This is a genomic window from Pseudoflavonifractor sp. BSD2780061688st1 E11 (genome assembly GCF_005844125.1).
Lineage (GTDB): Bacteria > Bacillota > Clostridia > Lachnospirales > Lachnospiraceae > Sellimonas > Sellimonas catena.
In genome coordinates, this window is sequence record NZ_SPHM01000030.1 from 1 (window position 1) to 19820 (window position 19820).

The 19820-nt window shown below is 52.0% G+C and carries 25 protein-coding genes; 6 read left to right on the forward strand and 19 right to left on the reverse strand.

The genetic code is table 11. From position 1 onward, the window contains the following. From FGQ85_RS12885 to FGQ85_RS12975, 19 genes are all read right to left on the reverse strand, one after another. Positions 1 to 191: major tail protein (locus FGQ85_RS12885; protein ID WP_347563100.1), on the reverse strand; the 191-nt coding region annotated here is incomplete at its 3' end. After that, positions 172 to 555 (reverse strand): hypothetical protein, encoded by a 384-nt coding sequence (locus tag FGQ85_RS12890; protein ID WP_243128562.1) that lies wholly within the window; start codon positions 553 to 555, stop codon positions 172 to 174. The genes FGQ85_RS12890 and FGQ85_RS12885, both read right to left, overlap by 20 nt. Further along, entirely contained in the window at positions 548 to 931 is a 384-nt protein-coding gene (locus FGQ85_RS12895; RefSeq protein ID WP_138373637.1) for an HK97 gp10 family phage protein, read from the reverse strand. Before FGQ85_RS12895 ends, FGQ85_RS12890 begins: the two co-directional genes overlap by 8 nt. A 2-nt stretch (positions 932 to 933) precedes the next feature. Beyond that, on the reverse strand, positions 934 to 1266 hold the full coding sequence (locus FGQ85_RS12900; RefSeq protein ID WP_138373638.1) for a phage head closure protein: 333 nt from the start codon (positions 1264 to 1266) through the stop codon (positions 934 to 936). Then, positions 1266 to 1538: a head-tail connector protein gene (locus FGQ85_RS12905; protein WP_138373639.1), complete on the reverse strand. Its 273-nt coding sequence runs from the start codon at positions 1536 to 1538 to the stop codon at positions 1266 to 1268. The genes FGQ85_RS12900 and FGQ85_RS12905 overlap by 1 nt, the downstream gene beginning before the upstream one ends. 68 nt (positions 1539 to 1606) lie before the next feature. Beyond that, entirely contained in the window at positions 1607 to 2818 is a 1212-nt protein-coding gene (locus FGQ85_RS12910) for a phage major capsid protein (protein WP_138373640.1), read from the reverse strand. Positions 2819 to 2833: 15 nt separating this feature from the next. Further along, the gene (locus tag FGQ85_RS12915; RefSeq protein WP_138373641.1) at positions 2834 to 3574 is read right to left on the reverse strand and encodes a head maturation protease, ClpP-related; all 741 of its coding nucleotides are present in this window, start codon (positions 3572 to 3574) and stop codon (positions 2834 to 2836) included. Further along, positions 3571 to 4866, reverse strand: coding sequence for a phage portal protein (locus tag FGQ85_RS12920; RefSeq protein ID WP_138373642.1), 1296 nt, complete (start codon positions 4864 to 4866; stop codon positions 3571 to 3573). Before FGQ85_RS12920 ends, FGQ85_RS12915 begins: the two co-directional genes overlap by 4 nt. Before the next feature lie 12 nt (positions 4867 to 4878). Beyond that, positions 4879 to 6480 (reverse strand): terminase TerL endonuclease subunit, encoded by a 1602-nt coding sequence (locus tag FGQ85_RS12925; protein WP_243128564.1) that lies wholly within the window; start codon positions 6478 to 6480, stop codon positions 4879 to 4881. Continuing rightward, entirely contained in the window at positions 6458 to 7573 is a 1116-nt protein-coding gene (dcm, locus tag FGQ85_RS12930; protein WP_207670233.1) for a DNA (cytosine-5-)-methyltransferase, read from the reverse strand. Before dcm ends, FGQ85_RS12925 begins: the two co-directional genes overlap by 23 nt. Then, positions 7524 to 8015 carry a ParB N-terminal domain-containing protein gene (locus tag FGQ85_RS12935; protein WP_138373644.1) on the reverse strand — a complete coding sequence of 164 codons (492 nt, stop codon included), beginning with the start codon at positions 8013 to 8015 and terminating at the stop codon, positions 7524 to 7526. Before FGQ85_RS12935 ends, dcm begins: the two co-directional genes overlap by 50 nt. Continuing rightward, on the reverse strand, positions 8012 to 8452 hold the full coding sequence (locus FGQ85_RS12940) for a ParB N-terminal domain-containing protein (RefSeq protein WP_138373645.1): 441 nt from the start codon (positions 8450 to 8452) through the stop codon (positions 8012 to 8014). Before FGQ85_RS12940 ends, FGQ85_RS12935 begins: the two co-directional genes overlap by 4 nt. Before the next feature lie 10 nt (positions 8453 to 8462). Then, positions 8463 to 9002 carry a P27 family phage terminase small subunit gene (locus FGQ85_RS12945; RefSeq protein WP_138373646.1) on the reverse strand — a complete coding sequence of 180 codons (540 nt, stop codon included), beginning with the start codon at positions 9000 to 9002 and terminating at the stop codon, positions 8463 to 8465. Positions 9003 to 9193: 191 nt separating this feature from the next. Next, on the reverse strand, positions 9194 to 9556 hold the full coding sequence (locus FGQ85_RS12950) for an HNH endonuclease signature motif containing protein (protein WP_072526149.1): 363 nt from the start codon (positions 9554 to 9556) through the stop codon (positions 9194 to 9196). 115 nt (positions 9557 to 9671) lie between these two features. Then, complete coding sequence (locus FGQ85_RS12955; RefSeq protein WP_138373647.1) at positions 9672 to 10103, reverse strand: DUF1492 domain-containing protein; 432 nt, start codon at positions 10101 to 10103, stop codon at positions 9672 to 9674. A 61-nt stretch (positions 10104 to 10164) separates the two neighbouring features. Next, on the reverse strand, positions 10165 to 10407 hold the full coding sequence (locus FGQ85_RS12960) for a hypothetical protein (protein ID WP_138373648.1): 243 nt from the start codon (positions 10405 to 10407) through the stop codon (positions 10165 to 10167). Continuing rightward, on the reverse strand, positions 10394 to 11770 hold the full coding sequence (locus FGQ85_RS12965) for a DEAD/DEAH box helicase (RefSeq protein WP_138373649.1): 1377 nt from the start codon (positions 11768 to 11770) through the stop codon (positions 10394 to 10396). The genes FGQ85_RS12960 and FGQ85_RS12965 overlap by 14 nt, the downstream gene beginning before the upstream one ends. Further along, positions 11751 to 12032, reverse strand: coding sequence for a VRR-NUC domain-containing protein (locus tag FGQ85_RS12970; protein WP_138373650.1), 282 nt, complete (start codon positions 12030 to 12032; stop codon positions 11751 to 11753). The genes FGQ85_RS12965 and FGQ85_RS12970 overlap by 20 nt, the downstream gene beginning before the upstream one ends. 138 nt (positions 12033 to 12170) lie before the next feature. Continuing rightward, on the reverse strand, positions 12171 to 14438 hold the full coding sequence (locus FGQ85_RS12975) for a phage/plasmid primase, P4 family (RefSeq protein ID WP_138373651.1): 2268 nt from the start codon (positions 14436 to 14438) through the stop codon (positions 12171 to 12173). 431 nt (positions 14439 to 14869) lie between these two features. Between FGQ85_RS12975 and FGQ85_RS18415 the strand changes: the two genes are divergently transcribed. The 6 genes from FGQ85_RS18415 to FGQ85_RS13000 all read left to right on the forward strand — a co-directional run bounded on the left by FGQ85_RS18415 (position 14870) and on the right by FGQ85_RS13000 (position 19812). Next, the gene (locus FGQ85_RS18415; RefSeq protein WP_159431644.1) at positions 14870 to 15022 is read left to right on the forward strand and encodes a hypothetical protein; all 153 of its coding nucleotides are present in this window, start codon (positions 14870 to 14872) and stop codon (positions 15020 to 15022) included. Further along, complete coding sequence (locus FGQ85_RS12980; protein WP_138373652.1) at positions 15006 to 15389, forward strand: hypothetical protein; 384 nt, start codon at positions 15006 to 15008, stop codon at positions 15387 to 15389. The genes FGQ85_RS18415 and FGQ85_RS12980 overlap by 17 nt, the downstream gene beginning before the upstream one ends. After that, the gene (locus FGQ85_RS12985; protein WP_138373653.1) at positions 15379 to 16500 is read left to right on the forward strand and encodes a DUF2800 domain-containing protein; all 1122 of its coding nucleotides are present in this window, start codon (positions 15379 to 15381) and stop codon (positions 16498 to 16500) included. Before FGQ85_RS12980 ends, FGQ85_RS12985 begins: the two co-directional genes overlap by 11 nt. Positions 16501 to 16514: 14 nt before the next feature. Then, positions 16515 to 17078 carry a DUF2815 family protein gene (locus tag FGQ85_RS12990; protein WP_138373654.1) on the forward strand — a complete coding sequence of 188 codons (564 nt, stop codon included), beginning with the start codon at positions 16515 to 16517 and terminating at the stop codon, positions 17076 to 17078. A gap of 79 nt (positions 17079 to 17157) precedes the next feature. Further along, positions 17158 to 17748 carry a hypothetical protein gene (locus FGQ85_RS12995; RefSeq protein ID WP_138373655.1) on the forward strand — a complete coding sequence of 197 codons (591 nt, stop codon included), beginning with the start codon at positions 17158 to 17160 and terminating at the stop codon, positions 17746 to 17748. 66 nt (positions 17749 to 17814) lie between these two features. Beyond that, positions 17815 to 19812, forward strand: a complete 1998-nt coding sequence (locus FGQ85_RS13000) for a DNA polymerase (protein ID WP_347563101.1) — start codon at positions 17815 to 17817, stop codon at positions 19810 to 19812. The last annotated feature ends 8 nt before the right edge of the window (positions 19813 to 19820 follow it).

A 19820-nucleotide genomic window follows, 5' to 3' on the forward strand; every position in this document is an offset into this window, starting at 1 on the left:
GAGATTGTATAATAGGCGTACCCATCCGCGTAAAAATTGGACGGCTCGCCGTTGGGTTCCAAGGACAGGGATACCGCGCCCGGCATAGCCACCGGCGTCCCGAAAGTGACTTCCCCGTCTTCATCCACCGTAATCAACGCGTAATGCACGTTGCAGATATTAAATTTTACCTTATTCTTCTTTGCAGACATTTCCTGCTCCCTCCATTTCCTTATCCGTCCTGTATGCGCCTTCCCCGTCTATCGGCATTTCAAACACATACAGGACCTCATACAGCTTCTCGCTGTCGATCCAGGTCTCCGATTTCTCATAAAAAATGCCGCAGGCGTCCAAAGCGTCTTCCAGCTTTCCCTCCGCGGCGAAATCCTTCTGATCCGTATATAATTCCACCCGCGCCTCGCTGATCCGGTAATAGACCTTCCCGTCCGCAGAAAAGTTATCGCTCCCCGGAAGCAGGTAACAGACAAAGGGCGGATCCGGCGCTTCCCCTTCCGCGAAATGGTCATAGGCATAGGGAAAACAGGCGCTTTTCAAAATTTCCAGAAGTTTATCCATCCCTCAGGCTCCTTTCGATCTCTTCCTCCAACTGCCGGATGCCTTTTTCCTCCGCCGGGGCGATGTGGGCTTTGCCCTCCACCCGGCCTCCGTTCCGCTTCGCGTGGCCGTACTCCAGCAGATGGGCCAGCTGATAGCGGTTTTTGGAATGGACGGTCAGCGTCAGGCTGCTGGATGTCTCTTTTGTCTTTTTCACCGCCCAGCTTTTGGCATAGTCCCCGGTATCTTTCGGAGCGTTGGCGCGGATCTCCTTCCTTACCGTCTCCCCGGCATCCCGGACCGCCTGCTTCACATCCTCCGCGGCCAGGTCCGCGTAATCTTCCAGCATCTCCATAACAGCGTCCGCCAGTTTCCCGATCTGTACCGTCTGTCCCATGGTCACCGCCTCGCTTTCTCACACCGGAACTTCAGCGTTTTCTTCTTATAGTTCATATGGTCCACGGCCGTGATGTTGTAGATTTCCCCTTGAAACAGGATGCGGAAACCGTCCGCCGTCACCTCCGCCGCCCGTTTGCAGAAACGGACGGTAAAAGCAATGTCGGCTTCCGCCACCGTCAATCCGGCGGCCGCCTTTTCCTGTCCGCTCTCCCCGCTGACTGTGGCATGGCAGGTGTAATAATCCTCCCAAACATTCTTCCGGTTCCCGATGGCATCCGAAACCACGGAATTCTTCTGGAAAGTCACTTTTACATTCAAAAGAGCAATCTCCATCAGAACGCCTCCTTCCGGCTGCCGAAGAGCAGGGCGCGGAGCGTCAGGTTCAGGGCATGGTGGTCGGCTTCCTCCCGGTGTTCATACAAATATGCCGCAGTGAACATCACAGCTGTCTTTCCATTCTGGACCGATGCCAGTTCTTCCTCACTGTCCGTACGCAGGATATCCATGCACTGCCGTTCTGCCGAAGCTATGATAGTTTCAATTAAAGTATCATCGTCATCATCATCCACCCGAAGATAATTTTTCATTTCCTGCAGCGTCACCATAGCCTTCACCTCCCGTCAGGCAGAGGGGCGTGAATCCGTCACACCCCTCTGAAGCTGTCCGCAGGCCATCAGCTGGAAGATCCTGATTTCTGCGCCAGCACCTTCACCGCCTCGGACAGCACCAGCTTCCCATCCACCCTCTGGGAGCCAAGGAAGCCCACCTGGCCGTTGGCGGCATACAGTTCGTTCAGCCGCTTGAAGGAACGTCCCTGCCGGTCCGCGATCCAGTAATAGCTGAAATCGCCGAAGGCAATGGTCTTCGCCCCCGCCGCAATCACCGGCATATAGGCGGAGGTCTTTACCGGCCTGCCAAGCAGGGTATCCGGCGTACCGGCCATCAGGGACGGCTGCCACAGATACTGCCCCGTGGAATCCTTCAGCTTGCGCACCGCCTTGATGGTGGAGTCGTTCAGCACCCATACCGCCTTCTTCCGGTAAGGGGATTTCAGGGAATAAAACAGGTCCATCAGCTCATCCGCCGTAATGGCTGTAGAGGAAGCCGCCGTCACCCCGGTCTCCGCCCCGCCGGTGGCTGCCAGCACACCCAGAGGCTTCCCGGAGCCGTCCCCGGTAAAAAAGGCCTCTTCCTCCTTCGCCCCGATCCGGCGGGCGAATTCCTTCGCGATATAGGATTCCAGGTCAAAGACGCTGTCGTTTAAAAGTTCCTCGGATACCTTGATCATGGTACCTACCTTATAAGCCCCGATGGATACCTGCCCGAAGGAATCATCGCTCTCCGTGTACGCCCCTTCCTCATCGATCCAGGAGGCCGTCCCTTTGGTTGCCACCACCGGGATCTTCCGGTCGCCGCTGGAAGTACGGATCACGTTTGCCAGCTGGCGGAACACGTTTTCTTCTTCCAGGGCTTCCACCAGGGTACGCTCATACTCATCCGGCACCAGATACCCGCCCTCGGAGTCCGTCCCTTCCTCCAAAGCGTTGACCACGCTGGGAAGCGGCACCTTGGAGCGCATGGCATTCCAGAAGTTCGTCCTGTATTCCTCCGAAGCGCGGCCGGTCTTTTCCTTTCCCGCGCCGCCGGATGCCGGACGCCCGGTCAGGGGCGTATTCACCGGCTGGGACAGTTCCCTCTCAAAGGCTTCCTGCCGCTCCATCCGGGCGATCTCTTTCCCCAGATCTGTGATCTCCTGCTCCATGCGGGTATAGGCGGCGTCATCCTCCGCAGACAGCACACCTTTTTCATTCCTGTGGGAATCCAGGAAGGCTTTCGCTGCCTTCCACGCCTTTGCCCTCTTTTCTCTCAGTTCTAAAATCGTCATGGTCATGTCCTCCTTCTAATTCTTCAATAAATTCAGCCGCTCGTAGAGGCTGTCTACGCTGCGGCCCATCGGTTCAGTTTTCGGTTTTGTCCTGCACTTTGCCGCAATCTTATCCATTAAGGAATTGACCGCGGCGGCTTCGGAATAAAGCATGGATACCGCAGGCGGCTCCATATCCTCCGGCAGTTCTGCCCTTCCCAGAATCTCATCAGCAAAGCCAAGTTCCACCGCTTTCCCGGCATCCATCCAGGTCTCCGCGTCCATCATGTGGGACAGCTTTGTCCGGGACAGGCAGGTCTTGATCTCATAGGCGTTGATAATGGAATCCTTCACGCTTTCCAGCATCTCAATGGCCTTCCGCATCTCCCCGGAATCCCCCCAGGCGATGGTCGCCGGGTTATGGATCATCAGCATCCCCACCGGCGAAATCAATACCTTTGTGCCTGCCATGGCGATCACGCTTGCGGCAGATGCCGCGATCCCATCGATCTTTACCGTGACATTTCCCTTATAATCCATCAGCATGTTGTAGATCTGCGCCGCGGCCACGCAGTCCCCTCCGGGGCTGTTGATCCATACCGTGATATCGCCGCTCCCCGCCATCAGCTCCTCCTTAAAAAGAGCCGGCGTGACTTCATCGTCATACCAGCTCTCTTCCGCGATGGTTCCATTCAGGAACAGCACCCTTTCAGTCCTTTCCTCACCGGAATCCTGATCCCGGATCTTTCTGCTTTTCCAGTTCCAAAATTTCTTCATCGGATCTCTACTCCTTTCCTTGCAAAATCATCCGCCCCTGCAGGCATCCCCTGCTGGCCTGTTCCAAACAGCCCGGCATCCGCAAGCTTCGTCATGTTCCCGTTGATCAGGTACAGATCCCCGCCCTGCTCCGCCGGGATCCGGTCCAGGTTTTCCAGTTCCCGGATATCGTTGGCGCTCATCCAGCCATTCTGCCTTGCCGTGGCGTATCCGTTCATCCGGCTCTGGTAGTCCCCACGAAGCAGGCCGTCCACATTGAACTTAATGAAATACTTTGATTTCTCTTCCCTGGACAGCAGCGAGCGCACCATGGACTGCTCCCACCGGGACACCCAGGGATCCAGGGTATATTTCACGAATTCCAGGGACTGCTGCTCGATGTTGTTGAAGGACGACTTTTCCAGGTCCCCGATCATATGGGGCGGCACCCGGAAGATCCGGGCAATCTCATCCAGCTGGAACTTCCTGGTTTCCAGGAACTGCGCCTGCTCCGGCGAGATGGAAATGGGCGTGTACTTCATCCCTTCCTCCAGCACTGCCACCTTGTTGGCGTTCCCGCTTCCTCCGAAGGTCCTCTGCCAGCTTTCCCGCACCCGGCTGGGATCCTTGATGGTCCCCGGATGTTCCAGCACCCCGGAAGGCGCCGCGCCGTTGGCGAAAAACTTCGCCCCGTATTCCTCGCAGGCCATGGCCATGCCGATGGCGTTCTTCGCCATAGCAATGGGCGAATAACCCACCAGTCCGTCAAATCCCAGACCTGGGATATGCAGCACTTCATAAGGAGACAGCCGGACAATGGATCCCTTCATGGTAGGCGCGTCATCGGAATACAGGGTGTACTCGTAGTACAGCTGCCCCTTGTCATCCCGATCCACATACATCCGGTCTGCCATCAGAGGATATAAGGCCACCACCTCACCCCGTCCGTTCCGGATGATCTGGGCGTAGGCATTGCCCCACAGAAGCAGGTGCGTCATCAGCGTCTCCCGGAACACGAAGGACGTCATCTCCGGGTTCGGCTCATCGTGGAGCAAAAAATAAAGCGGATGTTCCACCGCTTTTTCTTTACCGCCATCGTCAGTATATCTATAGAATTGTAATGGCAGGCTGGCCACCGCCTCCGACAGGATCCTCACGCAGGAGTACACCGCCGTCATCTGCATGGCCGTCCGTTCATTCACCCGCTTCCCGGATGTGCTACCTCCCATAAAGAAGGTATAGCCGCTGCCGGACGTCCGGTTCTCCGGCTTATCCCTGCTCCTTCCAAATCCAAACAAGCTTAAAATTCCCATCAAAACCTCCTATCAAAACACCAGCAGTCCTCTGGTATCGTAAACAGATTCCCTGGTATCATTCCCGCACCGGATCGCCCGGTCCAGCCCCATGATCGCCGCGATCGCGCCATCGATCTTCTCCGTAGACTTCTCCTTATCCGCCTTGATGTTCCCAGCCGGATCGGTACGGATAAAGATGTTGTCCATCATCCACCGCAGTACCGGATGCCCGCCGTGTGCGATCCTCTGCTCCAATGTCAGCTTCATCAGTTCCTTGGTGGGCGGCGACATATCCTTAAATCCCTGACCGAAGGGAACCACCGTGAATCCCATGCCTTCCAGGTTCTGGACCATCTGCACGGCGCCCCACCGGTCAAAAGCGATCTCCCGGATGTTGAACCGTTCTCCCAGGCGCTCAATGAACTTCTCAATATATCCGTAATGCACCACATTCCCCTCCGTGGTCTGCAGGAAACCCTGCCGCTCCCACACATCATAGGGGACATGATCCCTGCGTACCCGCAGATCCAGCGTCTCTTCCGGAATCCAGAAATACGGGAGCAGTTGGAACTTGTCTTCTTCATCCAGGGGCGGGAATACCAGGACAAACGCCGTGATGTCCGTGGTGGAGGAAAGATCTAGGCCGCCGTAGCAGACGCGCCCTTCCAGTTCCTCTTCGTTCACAGCAAAAGCGCATTGATCCCATTTCTCCATCGGCATCCAGCGCACCGCCTGCTTCACCCACTGGTTCAGCCGCAACTGCCGGAAGGAATTCTCTTCCCCCGGATTCTGCTTCGCCGACTCGCAGGCCGCTTTCACCTTGTCCATCCCCACTGTGATATCCAGCGAAGGATTGGCCTTCTTCCAGACCTTCGGGTCAGTCCAGTCATCACTCTCATCCGCCCCATAGATCACCGGATAAAAGGTCGGGTCGATCTTCCGGCCTTCCAGGATGTCCTTTGCCTTCTGGTGCGTCTCATAGCAGATGGAGTTGGTATCCGTCCCTGCTGTGGTGATCAGGAAATACAGAGGCTGCATCCTGGCATCGCCGGAACCCTTTGTCATAACATCGAACAGCTTCCGGTTAGGCTGGGTATGCAGCTCATCAAAGACCACTCCATGGATATTGAATCCATGCTTGCTGTAGGCCTCCGCAGACAGCACCTGATAAAAACTGTTGGTCGGCTGATAGATAATCCGTTTCTGGGATGCCAGGATCTTCACCCGCTTATTTAGAGCCGGGCACATCCGCACCATATCCGCCGCTACCTCAAAAACAATAGATGCCTGCTGCCGATCCGCAGCACAGCCGTACACTTCCGCTCGTTCCTCTCCATCGCCGCAGCAGAGCAGAAGGGCTACCGCTGCAGCCAGTTCGGATTTCCCCTGCTTCTTCGGGATCTCAATGTACGCGGTATTAAACTGCCGGTATCCATTAGGCTTCAGAATTCCGAACAGATCCCGGATGATCTGCTCCTGCCAGTCGATCAGTTCAAACGGCTTTCCCGCCCAAGTCCCCTTCGTATGACAGAGACATTGGATGAAGTTCACGGCAAAATCCGCCGCCTCCTTGTCGTAAACGGAATCCTTCGCCTTGAACTTTGTCGGCTTATATTTCTTCAGTTTCCGCATCTTCATCCGCATCACCGCCTTTCAGCCACTGCCGGTACACCTGCTCGGAGATTTTCGCCATCATCACCGGCGGAACACTCATGCCGCAGATATACTGGACACTCTGGCCCATAAAATCATAATCCTGCGGGAAGGTCTGGCAGCTGATGATATCCTTATCCGTCATCAGCAGGCCGTCGCACATCCGGTAAAGGCTGCTGCCGGAAACGATTGTCTGCACCGGTTCCTCATCCCTGTTGATTGGAGTGGAAAAACCGTTGTTCTTCACTTTCCGCACCCGCTCATTGATATCCGCGATACACCGGTCCGTCGGAATCCGGTATTTCAGAAGCTTCGCCTGCATACTGTCCGAATCCATCGGCTTGCCATATGGCTCCCGGACATCCCCAAACGGGATCGGCTTAGAATGGAACTCCATAGACAGCTTCGGATATTTCAGGTTTTTCCGATGGGCAATAAAAAAGACGCGCTCCCTTTTCTGAGGCACGCCCATCCTTGCCGCATTGAACAAAAAGATCTGCACCGCATATCCGGCATCATCAAATCCCTTCACAATCTGGTTGACCCAGCCCTTGGCATTTCCAATGATGATCCCCTTCACATTCTCCGCGATCACAACCTTCGGCTGAAGCCTCTTCGCTATCGCTATGAAATAAAGGAACAGATCATCCAGCCGCTGCTTTGCCTGTCCTTCCCGGAATACCTTTTCCGTGTTCCATCCTTCTTCCCTGGCTCCAGCCGTGGAAAACACGGAGCAGGGCGGCGAACCGTCCAGCACATCCAGACGGAATAACTCTTCCGGAATCTTTTCATCCGGCAATTTCAGAAAATCCCTGACATCCATAAGAAATGAATGCTTCGGATGATTGTTCTGCTTATAAACCTTCATCATATCGGGATCAATCTCACAACTGCCCACGACATCATATCCCGCCAACTTGTATCCCATCGAGGAACCGCCACCGCAGGAAAAACAGGAAAACACAGTATGCCCATGCTTCGGTCTTTTCTCCAGCTCCGACAGGCTCCACTTCCATGGAAACTCAGTTGAACCGGAAACCGCAGTTTGGGCATTCATATTTGAACTCTTCATCCCCAAACACCTCCGTATCAAGTTCCGTGGATCCTGTCAGTTCCTTATTGATTCCAGTGCCATCTCCGTCCACAGGCAGGTTGACAGCCATACCAAAAAAGTCGAACCCTTCCAGATCCAGTCCTTCCAGTTCGACTTCCAATTTCATAAGATCCCATGCCGCTTTTTCGCCGGTCTTGTTATCCAGAAACCGGTATTTCTTTTTCTGTTCCTCCGTCAGTCCATCGCAGATCAGGCATTCCACATCATCCATACTCAGAGCAACCAGCGCCTTGTATCTGGTATGGCCAGCGATGATCACATGATCCTCATCCACAATGATCGGCGCAATATAACCGCACTGACGGATGCTTTCCGCAACAGCATTCACCGCGGCATCGTTTTTTCTCGGATTGTTCTTATACGGTTCTATGTCAGCCAGCTTTAATCTCTGAAGCTTCATACATCGAACACCTCCCCGCAGCAGGGACAGGTCATCGTCTTAGGGCCTGTCTCTTCCGTTTCATCATCAGGAATCGCAATCTCAGGCTGTCCGAAATCATATCCCTGAAAATCCACATCACACAATTCCACTGAAAGCTTCTTCTGATCCCAGGAAGCCATCTCCGCCGTTTTGTTGTCATACAGACGGTACTTTTTCTTCTGTTCTTCCGTCAGATCAGAAACAACGACTGCTTCACACTCCTGATATCCCAGCTTTTTCAGTGCCTTATACCTTGTATGCCCCGCCAGGATCACACCATCCTCGTCAATAACGATCGGTGCGATGTAGGAACACTGCCGGATGCTCTCCGCAACATCGTCCACCGCCTCATCATTGATCCTCGGATTATTCTCATACGGCTTTAATTCCGAAAGCCTTTTTCTTATATACTTCATCCAAGTCCTCCTATCCCCGTTTCCGTGCCGACAGCAGATGCTCCATCAGGTCATCGTGAGGATTGGCGCCGCCGTACTCCACGGAGCAGTTTTCCTTCACAATCTGATAGATCTGGTACCAGCACTGATTTACCTGCTTCAAATAGTTCTGGCTCATGGTCACATACGGTGATGTGATCGCCGCCCCTGTGGTCGGATGCTTCGCCAGAAAGCCGTATTCAGAGATACAGGTTTCGCACTGCACCCACCGGGATACCGACATGGCATACTGCTCAATCAGCTGGGTATTCACCAGCCGGTCACACCCCCGCTCCTTCAGCCAGAGGAACGTAGACCGGAACACATCCTCCGCGCAGAGATCAATGCCGCTTTTCTGGGAAGCCTTTAGAAACTCCTTCACCGGAGGCACATCCTCGCCGCTGATCTCTTCCGGCTCCGGAAGGTCAATGACCGATGCCGCCAGCCCGCTGCCGATCTTTTCCGTCAGCGCTTTGGATTTTCTGCCGGATCCTACCCTGGCGCCGCCGCGCATCGTTCCATCTTTCGCCATATTCCTCTCACCTCCTCGTCCTCGCAAGCTCAGAAGCTCGTTCATTCCGCTGCTCGTCCTCTCCCCACGAAGCAAGCTTCGCGGGAACCCCAGACTTGCAGGGGATAATTCCCCCTTTGATTTCTCATTTTTGTGCGTGACACCCCCGCACCGTTCCCCGGAGGCTGTTCCCGTGGAGATTTTACCCGCCCCTACCGGGCTTTTCTCCACCGATCTCCCCTCTCGGCGTGCTCACGGGAATGGCACGACTTGCACAACGCGATCAGATTTCTCCGGTCATGAGTGCCGCCTTCACTCAGCGGCAGCTTGTGGTGGATCTCTTCCGTCTCCACAAGAATCCCTCGTTCAAAGCACCTCTCGCAGAAAGGATGCTCTGCCGCATACTTATCCCGGATCCTCTTCCAGGCTCGACCATACTTTCTCTTGGTATTCTTGTCTCTGCCATACTTCTCATAATCGCTGTTCACTTTGCTCTGATGCTCTGGACAATACCGTCCATCCGTCAGGTTGGGACAGCCCGGATAAGCACAGGGCTTCTTTGGTTTTCTCGGCATCTGTCCACCTTCTTTCTTCCACAGAAAAAGCCGCTGCAGATTTTCTCCGCAACGGCTTGTTTTCATTTTTGCCATCTTAACTATATCATACTTCCATACTGCACATCTATAGCATTTACTGCCAACTTTCAGGGATCACGATTTTTTTCAGCGTCTCGTCATGGAGCCGGAACACTTTCCTCATGCTCATGTTCAGCGTTGTAGCGATCTGCTCCCATTTCACCATCCGCAGATACCTCTCTTCCAAAATAATCTGGCATTCTGGATCTTCCACCTGCTTGATACACCGGCGGATCACCTGCTTCAGGTTCAGAAGTTCATTGGCATCCTCCTGGATCTCCCTCTGCAGATCCAGAATCTTCACAATGATATCCTCTGTTTTGTGGATGTTCCGGTTCGGGCTGCCAGGCATGTCACTCACGGTCGAGGTTGCCTTTATTGCCAATTCATTCAAGGAAGCTACCTGCTCCAGCTTGCTGTTGATCCGCTCATCCATATAATACGCTTTCATCAAAAAGTTCTTAACCGCCGTCTGCTGTTTATCCATAAGCCACCTCCGATTGAAATCCGTAAATAGTTCTCCTCGGATTGCCTCCCTTGATTGACTCTCATTCCTTCACTTCGTCCTGAAGTCTTCGAATCAGATATTCTCCGTCAACGGTTGTCAGCTGACTGTACCAGCCAGAACGTAAAAAACTCTCAACTCTCATGGCTTCATCTATTGTCTCCCGATTCTTCGGTTTCCGCTTGATCTGCTTTAGCGCCGCTCGATAATCTGTGACAGCCTGCAGAATAATGGCGTTCGCCAGCCGCTCATAAGGATCTTCTGCCAGGTTCTTAGTTCCCGTCATCTGCCGTCACCTCCGCCTTCACTGCATCAATCAGTCTGGCCTGTGTAGCATCTTTTTCGGATAACGCCTTCATGATCCGCTCATCTACAGTACCTGCTGTCAGGATGTGCTGTACCACCACAGTTCCGGATTCCTGTCCCTGTCTCCAAAGCCTGGCTATCGTCTGCTGATACAGTTCCAGGCTCCATATCATCCCAAACCACACCAGAGTACTCCCGCCACTCTGCAGGTTTAGCCCATGTCCCGCAGAAGCCGGATGTATCAGCCCAACCTCCAGTCTTCCCGCATTCCAATCACAGATACTTTTGTCCGTATCCAGCTTTTCATAACGCACTCCCAGGGCATCCAGTCTTCTGGAAATCCGTATCAGGTCATGCTTATACCAATAAGCCATCAGAAGACTCTTTCCATTCGCTGCTTCAATCATATCCTCCAAGGCATCCAGTTTCCGGTCATGGATATTCTCTATCCCGCCGGCATCTGAATACACAGCGCCATTTGCCATCTGCGTCAGCTTCCCGGATAAAGAAGCAGCGTTCGCAGCTGTAACCTCTCCACCCGGAAGGCTTACAACCAGATCACGCTTCATCTGCTCATATTTCCTGCACTCATCCTCATCCATGTAGACCATATATTCTGAATTTACCAATTCCGGCATCTTCAGATGGTCCGTTCCCTTCATGGAAATCGTAATATCCGAAATCCGGTTGTAGATTCTCCTGTCCGCTCCCGGCCTTAAACGGTAGCTGTACACAACGGGTCCGTTCATCTGATCCGGCACAAAATAATCCAGCCGGTACTGACTAATAAATCTTCCCAGGCGTTCCCCCATATCCAGGATCTTGTACTCGGCGAATAAATCCATCAAACCATTGGAAGAAGGCGTCCCGGTCAGCCCCACGATCCGTTTTACCTTCGGCCGCACCTTCATCAATGCCCGAAATCTCTTTGCCTGCCAATTTTTAAAGGATGACAGCTCATCGATCACCACCATGTCATAATCAAAAGGCAGGCCGCTATTCTCAATCAGCCAGGGGATGTTTTCCCGGTTGATGATATAAATATCTGCATCCACCATAAGGGCGCTCCTCCTCTCTGCCGCTGTACCGATTACTATGGAGTACCTGAGTCCCTTCAGCTGATCCCATTTCTGAATTTCTGTTGACCAGGTGTGTTTTGCGACCCTTAACGGCGCTATAATCAGCACCTTCGACACCTCAAAGCGATCAAATATCAGGTCATTCAGAGCCGCCAGCACTATACTGGTCTTGCCCATCCCCATATCCAGCAGGATCGCTGCTATCGGATGTTCCTTTATAAAATTGATCGCATATTTCTGATAATCATGTGGCTTGTATCTCATCTAAAATCCCTCCGATTTTCTCCGGACCATCAAGTACATACACCGAAAATCCAAGTTTCTCCATAAGCCTGTGCCTGGATACCTGCAGCGGCCTTGGCATCTTCCCAGGAGCCTTAACCTCCACAAATCCAAAATGCCTTCCCGGCAGAAATACGATCCGATCCGGCATTCCATCAAATCCCGGTGAAACGAACTTGGGACAGATCCCACCTCTGGCCTTTACGGCCTGAACCAGTTTCTGCTCCACCTGTTTCTCTCTCATAGCTCCTCCATCAATCGAATTTATGGTGCAGGGGGTGCAGAACATTTCTATATTCCCCTTATAGGGATTTTTCTTGAAAAAATTCTCTATATGCGATATAGGTAATAGTCCTGCAACCCCTGCACCTTTTCGGTATAATCATTCAGCAAAATCTGTGTCTTTGACCTGCAGCCCCTGCACCCACATGCCGGATTTCTTCTTTTTGCGGGTAAATCCTCTCTTCTCCAATTCCAAAACAAAATCCGCATTTGTACGCTGATACTCTCCGGTACGCAGGCAGTAAGCACGGAACTCTTCATACAGTTCCCCAGACTTATACTCCAGTCCGTCACCGACCTCGCAGCATTCCTCCAGGAAAATGCCCATCCAGTCATTCATCCCGCGATAAGCAGCAATGGCATCCACAACCACCTTCGGTTTTGTCGTCTTGTGGTCATGCCCGATCACCTTCCTTGCACCCTCAATGATCCAGCTCATGATGGCCGGCGCGGCGTGCTCATATAGATAATCCGAGTAATTCTTGATATCTGAATTACCTTCGATCTTTGCATGGAACGGAATCACGATCAGCCTTCGCCAGGTCCCGTCATCGGATGCGCTGACCTTCGGCAGATGGTTCGTATAAAGCACTACTGTGTGTGAAGGGACAAAATCAAAAGGATCTTTGAACTTCTTCTCACCCCGGATCTGATCCGTGGAGCACAGCTGTTTCAGGATGGAAGTTGACAATCTCATCCCTTCTTCCAACTCTGCCGCGATGATGAGACGCTTTCCCTTCAGCTCCGCAATCTCCGGTTTTACATTTCTCCTGCAGCCAGCCGTCAGGGCATCGGCGGAAATCGCCCCGGAATAGGTACCAAGCACTCTCGACACCGTATTCCAGAAGGTAGATTTACCGTTCCGCCCTTCCCCATACGCAATAATGAGAGCCTCCTCATATACCTTTCCAATCGCCGCAAGTCCCACCGTCTCCTGCACATAATCAATCAGATCCTGATCTTTACAGAAGAATACCTGCAGGGCATTTTCCCACAAGTCTTTTCCCTTATCCCCCGGCGACACATTCGTAATCTTCGTCAGAAGATCCGCTGAATTATGGGCCCTCGCGCCTTCTATCCCCTTCTTCAGGTCATAAGTTGCTTCCGGCGTATTCAGGTAATTCTCCTGCGCGTCAAACAGGTTGATATCTGTCGCAACCATAGGCTTCGCCGCATTCTGCGTGTTGACGATATTCTTGTAATTCCTGTACTTCATCACGAAAGCGTAATAAGCTTTTGCCGCCAGATATTCCTTATAAGCATCATTCAGTTCCGGGGAAATCAGCTTCTCCAAAGCCTTCCCGCCGGTTCTTACAGCCTGCTCCGGAATACCTCCGGAGATAAGCGCCTGCATCGCTGCCGAATACTGGGATCTGGAATCCACAAGCTGCATATCCAAAAACTCTTCCACAGTTCCGACCGCCTTCTGCCTGTTTTCTCTCCAACAGCCCCCGTCATAACTTAAGAACTCTGTCGCATCCGTATAAAGAAGCTCGCCGGCATATTCCCTGACCAACACTCGCGCCTCTCCGATATCCGAATAGTCCTCAGGCTTTAAGGAACCAAACTCAGCGTTATATTCCTCCGGCGGCACATAGCCCGGCTGTATCATGACTGTTTTCTTATAAAACCGCACCGCACTTGCCCAGATCGTATTCAGCTCAGATTCCTCCAACGGCGGATCACACCGCTTCGCATGTTCCAGAAAAGCATCCTTCGCCTTATCCGTAATCCCATACTTTTTCAGAACCCTGCCAGCAAAATGGCTCATAGAATTGTTGCGTCTTCCCTCTGTAATCGGGCCGGAACCCACCGGCATCTCCCCTTCTTCCTCATAGGAAGGATCCACAGACACCTCTTCATCAATGTTCAGCCACCCTTCATGCCAAATGCACGCTCCGGTATCCGCGCCGAAAATGAACCTTGCCGCATCCAGGGCATTCCCGTCAAAAAAAGGATACTTCTCATGAACCGCCGCCTTCAGCGCCGCATAATAATCCGGATCCTCCGTTTCCTCGATCTCGAAATACACATGAAACTTAGGTCTGGCACCCCTGCCGTCCTTTTCCTTCATATGATTCCGGCTGTAGGCAATCGCATAGGATACATCCGGCAGAAGCTCCGCCAGCTTTTCCTCTGTCATCCACTCTTTTGGATCCTCAGAATGGTCGTTGTCACAATCCATCACCAGAACATTCGACTTCACAAAATTATTCTTGCTGCGGTAATCTTTCCGGTATTCTGCGCACACATGATCAAACTTCGCCGCCTCATGCAGTTCCTCCGCGGAAGTTACTTCCACCCTGTTCGGATAAAAGCAGTTCTTCGTGTCGGAAACTACATTGGCTGTATGCAAAATCAATCGCATTCGCTATGCCTCCTGTCTTAAATTCTGTTCCTGCCGGCATCTTCGCCACCGGCATGCGCCACTCGTAAAAACATCTTTTTCATATTCCATTGGACCGTTCTCCCTTCGACAGTAGTAAGGCGCTCTGACCGCCTTCTATTGATCCAAGGAGTTTCGGTTACCTGTTTTTTGACCTGATCAAAAAATTTTTAGAAAAATCCCCGTTTGAAATCTCTTCCCTTTTATAAGCGCGAAACGCATTCCACAGAAAATCCAAAATCCAATTCAAAAATCTGCCGTTCCAAACTCCTTACGACATCAGAGGAGTAAATCCGGCGGCGGCTTCCGAAAAAATTCCCTCGGAAGTCACAAAAAATTCGCTGCCAAAACTCCTTACAGCACCAGAGAGGCACACAGCCGCTCAGAAAAATACAGACAAGGAGGCAAAGAGAATGCAGAGTCAACCAGACACAAGACCTAGCAGGCGCAGCATGCCGACGGATGAAGAAATCTCGGATTTCCTGATCATCATCAGTGTCATCGCTAAGCGCCTCGCAGGCCTGATCATGACGGAAGGAGAAAGACAAGATGAGCAAAATGAATGAACTGTCCATGCTGCTGGACAATCTGATCGAATGCGGCGAAACACTAACAGAGACGGCCAGGGCACTAAAAGCGTTCTATTCATCTGACAATGACCCTTCAGCCGCTCCGGCAAAGCCACTTCCTCCCACAGAGGAACCGGCAGCCCCGGAAGCAAAGCAGCCCGAATCAAAACCAGAGAAAACGTATTCAAAGGAAGAGATCAGAGCCATGCTTGCAGCGAAAGCCAATGAGGCAGACGGCATCTATAAAGTGGATGTCAGAAACCTGGTCAGAAAGTACGGCAACGGTGGAAGCCTTACCGATGTAGACCCCAGAAACTATGCGGCTCTTGCAGCTGAAATGAAGGGAATCGGAAATGCCGGGTAAACATGCAATCCTCTCAGCATCATCGTCACACCGCTGGCTTGCCTGTCCACCAAGCGCGAAACTCTGCGCAAAGGAAGCCAACAAGTCCAGTTCATACGCCCAGCAGGGTACTGACGCCCATGCACTCTGTGAGTACAAGGTCTTGAAAGCCCTGGGACGCGATTCCCCTGATCCCACGGAGAACCTGGACTACTTTGATACAGAGATGGATGACTGCTCTGACCAATATTGTTCCTACGTTTGTGAACAGCTGCAGAAAGCAAAAACCCTCTGCAGCGATCCTCAGATCCTGATCGAACAGCGGCTGGACTTTTCCAGATGGGTACCGGAAGGCTTCGGAACCGGCGACTGCCTGATCGTTGCTGATAAGATCCTTCATATCATTGATTTCAAATACGGCGTCGGAATTCTCGTAGCAGCTGAGAACAATCCTCAGATGATGTGTTACGCCCTCGGAGCCCTGGATATCTACGACGGCATCTATGATATAGAAGAAGTCCGTATGACGATCTTCCAGCCCCGCCGCGAAAATATCAGTTTCTGGGACATCAGCAAAGCCGACCTGCTTGCATGGGCTGAGAACGTGCTGAAACCGGCAGCAGAACTTGCCATCAAAGGCGAGGGCGACTTCCATGCCGGAGATCACTGCCAGTTCTGCGCAGTCAAGGCTACCTGCCGCAAGCGTGCGGAATACAATCTGGAACTTGCAAAATATGATTTTGAGATGCCGGTAAATCTGGATCAGGCAGAGATTTCTGCCATCCTCCCCCGGATTGACGAACTCATCGCATGGGCCGGAGACGTAAAGGAATTCGCCCTTCAGTCAGCCTTAAGCGGAACAAAGTACCCGGGCTTCAAGGTAGTTGAAGGCAGATCCACAAGACGTTTCACAGATGAAGCCGCCGTAGCAGAAGCCGTCACAAACAATGGATTCGACCCTTATGAGAAGAAACTTCTCGGGATCACGGCAATGACTTCCCTTCTCGGGAAGAAGAGATTTGAAGAGCTTCTCGGCGGTCTTATCACGAAACCGCCCGGCAAGCCGACACTGGTGCCGGACACCGATAAACGGCCGGCAATAAACACAGCAATCGAAGACTTTCAAGAATAAAGGAGAAAAATATCATGGCAAAATTTGTTAATCCCACAAAAGTTATCACAGGCGTAAACACCAGATGGTCCTACGCGAACGTCTGGGATCCGAAATCCATCAACGGCGGAACACCGAAATACAGCGTCAGCCTCATCATTCCGAAATCGGATACCGCGACCATCAACAAGATCAAGGCCGCCATCCAGGCAGCTTATGAAGAAGGCCAGAGCAAACTGAAAGGCAACAGCAAATCCGTCCCGGCACTGTCCACCCTGAAGACTCCGCTCCGTGACGGCGACCTGGAAAGACCCGATGATCCAGTCTACGCCAACGCCTATTTCATCAACGCCAACTCTTCCACAGCGCCCGGTATTGTAGACGCAGACAGACAGCAGATCATCGACCGTTCCGAAGTATATTCCGGCGTGTACGGCAGAGCCAGCATCAATCTGTATGCCTTCAACACCAACGGAAACAAAGGCATTGCCTGCGGACTGAACAACCTTCAGAAGATCCGCGACGGCGAACCTCTTGGCGGAAAGTCCAGGGCTGAGGATGATTTCGATACCGAAGACGATGATGATTTCCTGAACTAATCGGACAACCTGCAACACTCAATCCGGCGGCAGTCATCAAAACATGGCTGCCGCTGCCTCCTTAAGAAAGGAACACAATATGAAAAACATTACACTTATCAAGCCAGTCATTCTCCGCAGCGCCCTGAATGATATGACAGTCTCCCAAAGGGAAATCGCTGTGGATCTTCTGATCAACCGGAAGTTCCTGCTCCCGGATGCCGATGGATTACGGCTCATCGAAAACACGAAGAACAGTAGCAAACTTCCAAAGTTCTACCTGTATGGATCAGAAGCAGTCTGCTATTACCGCCAGTCTCTGGATCTTCCGGATGTATCTCTGACCGAAATTGAGGTTGATGATATCGTCATGAATACAGAAGACTTCGATACCCTTTACGATATCCTTTATCTTCTGAACCGCATCCGTATGAGGAATGCCAGATTTACACGCCTTCTGGCCATGGATGCGCCGGTAATTATCCTCTGGAATGAATACAGGATGCTGCAGGAGCACATGGAGGATCTTCAGGATAACAACTGGTGCGGCCATCCGGTTATCAACCGTTTCAATACAGCCTATGAAGATGAAACGCCGGAATGGCATGAAGAAATCCGTAAATCTCTTGCCGATATCAGCTACAGTCTTCTCCGGTACAAGAAGGAAAACGAACCGATACCGGAAGAATAAAATACAAACGGCAGCGGGTTTTCATGCCTGCTGCCTTTCTCAAATAAAGGAATATTTACTATGGAAATCAAAGAAATGTCAATCGACCTGGAGACTTACAGCGATATTGATATCACCAAATGCGGTGCATACAAATATGCTGAGTCTGATCATTTTGAGATACTGCTCTTCGGAGTCTCCGTGAATGGCGGACCCGTCAAGGTATATGACCTGGCCTGCGGCGATACCATTCCGGAAGAAATCCTTGCAGCACTATCTGATGAAAATATAACCAAATGGGCTTTCAACGCTTCCTTCGAGCGTATCTGCCTCTCCAACTGGCTGAAGCGGCATTGCCCGGAACACTTCCGCGGATACAGCATCACTAAGGATCCGGCCTCAAAATATCTGGATCCTTCCTCATGGAAATGTACCATGATATGGTCCGCATACATGGGGCTTCCTCTCTCACTGGAAAGCGTCGGTGCTGTCCTGAAATTACAGGATCAAAAGCTGAAGGAAGGCAAAGACCTGATCCGCTATTTCTGCAAGCCATGCAAACCTACCAAGGCAAACGGCGGACGCACCCGGAACCTTCCTCAGCATGACAGTGAAAAATGGGTCCTCTTTAAGGAATACAACCGCCGTGATGTGGAAGTGGAAATGGCAATCAAGCAGAAACTCGCACGTTTCCCTGTCCCTGATTTTGTCTGGGATGAATATCACCTGGATCAGGAAATCAATGACCGCGGCATCATGATTGACCCAGAATTCGTATCGAATGCCATCGCCTTTGATGAAAGATCCAGAGCTTCCCTCATGTCAAAAATGCAAGATATCACAGGGATTGATAATCCGAACAGCGTTCAGCAAATGAAGGAATGGCTCTCCGATCGGGGCGTTGAAATGGAATCACTCGGCAAGAAAGAAGTTGCGAAGTTTGTCAAAGATTCCATTGGCAATATGGATGGTAATGTTACAGAAGCCCTGAAACTCCGCCTCCAGCTTGCGAAATCCTCCGTCCGGAAATATCAGGCCATGCAGAACGTCATGTGCTCTGACGGACGTGCCCACGGCATGTTTCAGTTCTACGGTGCCAATCGTTCCGGCAGATGGGCCGGCCGTCTGATCCAGCTGCAGAACCTTCCGCAGAACCACATCCCGGATCTCGCAGAAGCCCGCGCCCTTGTCCGTTCCGGAGATTACGATACCATGAACCTTCTTTACAACGACATCCCGGACACGCTCTCGCAGCTGATCCGCACGGCTTTTATCCCAAAGCCAGGATACAAGTTCATTGTCAGCGATTACTCTGCCATAGAAGCCAGAGTCCTCGCGCATATCGCCGGTGAAAAATGGCGTTCTAAAGTATTTGCTGAAGGAAAGGACATTTACTGCGCTTCTGCCTCTCAGATGTTCGGCGTTCCCGTGGAAAAACACGGTATCAACAGTCATCTCCGCCAAAAAGGCAAAATCGCTGAACTTGCCCTCGGATACGGCGGATCTGTCGGCGCCCTGAAATCCATGGGTGCCCTGGATAATGGTCTTCAGGAAGAAGAACTTCAGCCGTTGGTCAGCGCCTGGCGTCAAGCTAATCCAAACATCGTACAGTTCTGGTGGGATGTAGATAATGCCGTAAAGACAACAGTCCGGCAGCGTATCACGACCGAAGTCCGCGGCATACGCTTCTCCTACAAAAGCGGCATGCTCTTCATCATCCTTCCCTCCGGCCGGCAGCTCTCCTACGTAAAACCCTGTATTGGAGAAAACCGTTTCGGCGGAGAATCCGTCACCTATGAAGGAATCGGCACCACAAAAAAATGGGAAAGGATCGAATCTTACGGTCCGAAATTCGTGGAGAACATCGTTCAGGCAATCTCCCGGGATCTCCTGTGCTTTGCTATGAGGAACCTGTCCTTCTGCCAGATCGTCGGACATGTCCATGATGAGGTGATCATCGAATGCAGCCCGGAGGTCTCTGTGCAGAGCCTCTGCGGCATCATGAGCAGATCTCCGGACTGGATGACGGGCATCCTGATCCGCGGAGATGGATATCAGTGCGATTTTTATCAAAAGGATAGTTGACGTAAAAC

Excerpts from the sequence above, each read along its gene's own strand:
- FGQ85_RS12890 (WP_243128562.1), bottom strand. The coding sequence starts at position 555 with ATGGATAAACTTCTGGAAATTTTGAAAAGCGCCTGTTTTCCCTATGCC.
- FGQ85_RS12895 (WP_138373637.1), bottom strand. The coding sequence starts at position 931 with ATGGGACAGACGGTACAGATCGGGAAACTGGCGGACGCTGTTATGGAG.
- FGQ85_RS12900 (WP_138373638.1), bottom strand. The coding sequence starts at position 1,266 with ATGGAGATTGCTCTTTTGAATGTAAAAGTGACTTTCCAGAAGAATTCC.
- FGQ85_RS12905 (WP_138373639.1), bottom strand. The coding sequence starts at position 1,538 with ATGGTGACGCTGCAGGAAATGAAAAATTATCTTCGGGTGGATGATGAT.
- FGQ85_RS12910 (WP_138373640.1), bottom strand. The coding sequence starts at position 2,818 with ATGACGATTTTAGAACTGAGAGAAAAGAGGGCAAAGGCGTGGAAGGCA.
- FGQ85_RS12915 (WP_138373641.1), bottom strand. The coding sequence starts at position 3,574 with ATGAAGAAATTTTGGAACTGGAAAAGCAGAAAGATCCGGGATCAGGAT.
- FGQ85_RS12920 (WP_138373642.1), bottom strand. The coding sequence starts at position 4,866 with ATGGGAATTTTAAGCTTGTTTGGATTTGGAAGGAGCAGGGATAAGCCG.
- FGQ85_RS12925 (WP_243128564.1), bottom strand. The coding sequence starts at position 6,480 with ATGCGGAAACTGAAGAAATATAAGCCGACAAAGTTCAAGGCGAAGGAT.
- dcm (WP_207670233.1), bottom strand. The coding sequence starts at position 7,573 with ATGAAGAGTTCAAATATGAATGCCCAAACTGCGGTTTCCGGTTCAACT.
- FGQ85_RS12935 (WP_138373644.1), bottom strand. The coding sequence starts at position 8,015 with ATGAAGCTTCAGAGATTAAAGCTGGCTGACATAGAACCGTATAAGAAC.
- FGQ85_RS12940 (WP_138373645.1), bottom strand. The coding sequence starts at position 8,452 with ATGAAGTATATAAGAAAAAGGCTTTCGGAATTAAAGCCGTATGAGAAT.
- FGQ85_RS12945 (WP_138373646.1), bottom strand. The coding sequence starts at position 9,002 with ATGGCGAAAGATGGAACGATGCGCGGCGGCGCCAGGGTAGGATCCGGC.
- FGQ85_RS12950 (WP_072526149.1), bottom strand. The coding sequence starts at position 9,556 with ATGCCGAGAAAACCAAAGAAGCCCTGTGCTTATCCGGGCTGTCCCAAC.
- FGQ85_RS12955 (WP_138373647.1), bottom strand. The coding sequence starts at position 10,103 with ATGGATAAACAGCAGACGGCGGTTAAGAACTTTTTGATGAAAGCGTAT.
- FGQ85_RS12960 (WP_138373648.1), bottom strand. The coding sequence starts at position 10,407 with ATGACGGGAACTAAGAACCTGGCAGAAGATCCTTATGAGCGGCTGGCG.
- FGQ85_RS12965 (WP_138373649.1), bottom strand. The coding sequence starts at position 11,770 with ATGAGATACAAGCCACATGATTATCAGAAATATGCGATCAATTTTATA.
- FGQ85_RS12970 (WP_138373650.1), bottom strand. The coding sequence starts at position 12,032 with ATGAGAGAGAAACAGGTGGAGCAGAAACTGGTTCAGGCCGTAAAGGCC.
- FGQ85_RS12975 (WP_138373651.1), bottom strand. The coding sequence starts at position 14,438 with ATGCGATTGATTTTGCATACAGCCAATGTAGTTTCCGACACGAAGAAC.
- FGQ85_RS18415 (WP_159431644.1), top strand. The coding sequence starts at position 14,870 with ATGCAGAGTCAACCAGACACAAGACCTAGCAGGCGCAGCATGCCGACG.
- FGQ85_RS12980 (WP_138373652.1), top strand. The coding sequence starts at position 15,006 with ATGAGCAAAATGAATGAACTGTCCATGCTGCTGGACAATCTGATCGAA.
- FGQ85_RS12985 (WP_138373653.1), top strand. The coding sequence starts at position 15,379 with ATGCCGGGTAAACATGCAATCCTCTCAGCATCATCGTCACACCGCTGG.
- FGQ85_RS12990 (WP_138373654.1), top strand. The coding sequence starts at position 16,515 with ATGGCAAAATTTGTTAATCCCACAAAAGTTATCACAGGCGTAAACACC.
- FGQ85_RS12995 (WP_138373655.1), top strand. The coding sequence starts at position 17,158 with ATGAAAAACATTACACTTATCAAGCCAGTCATTCTCCGCAGCGCCCTG.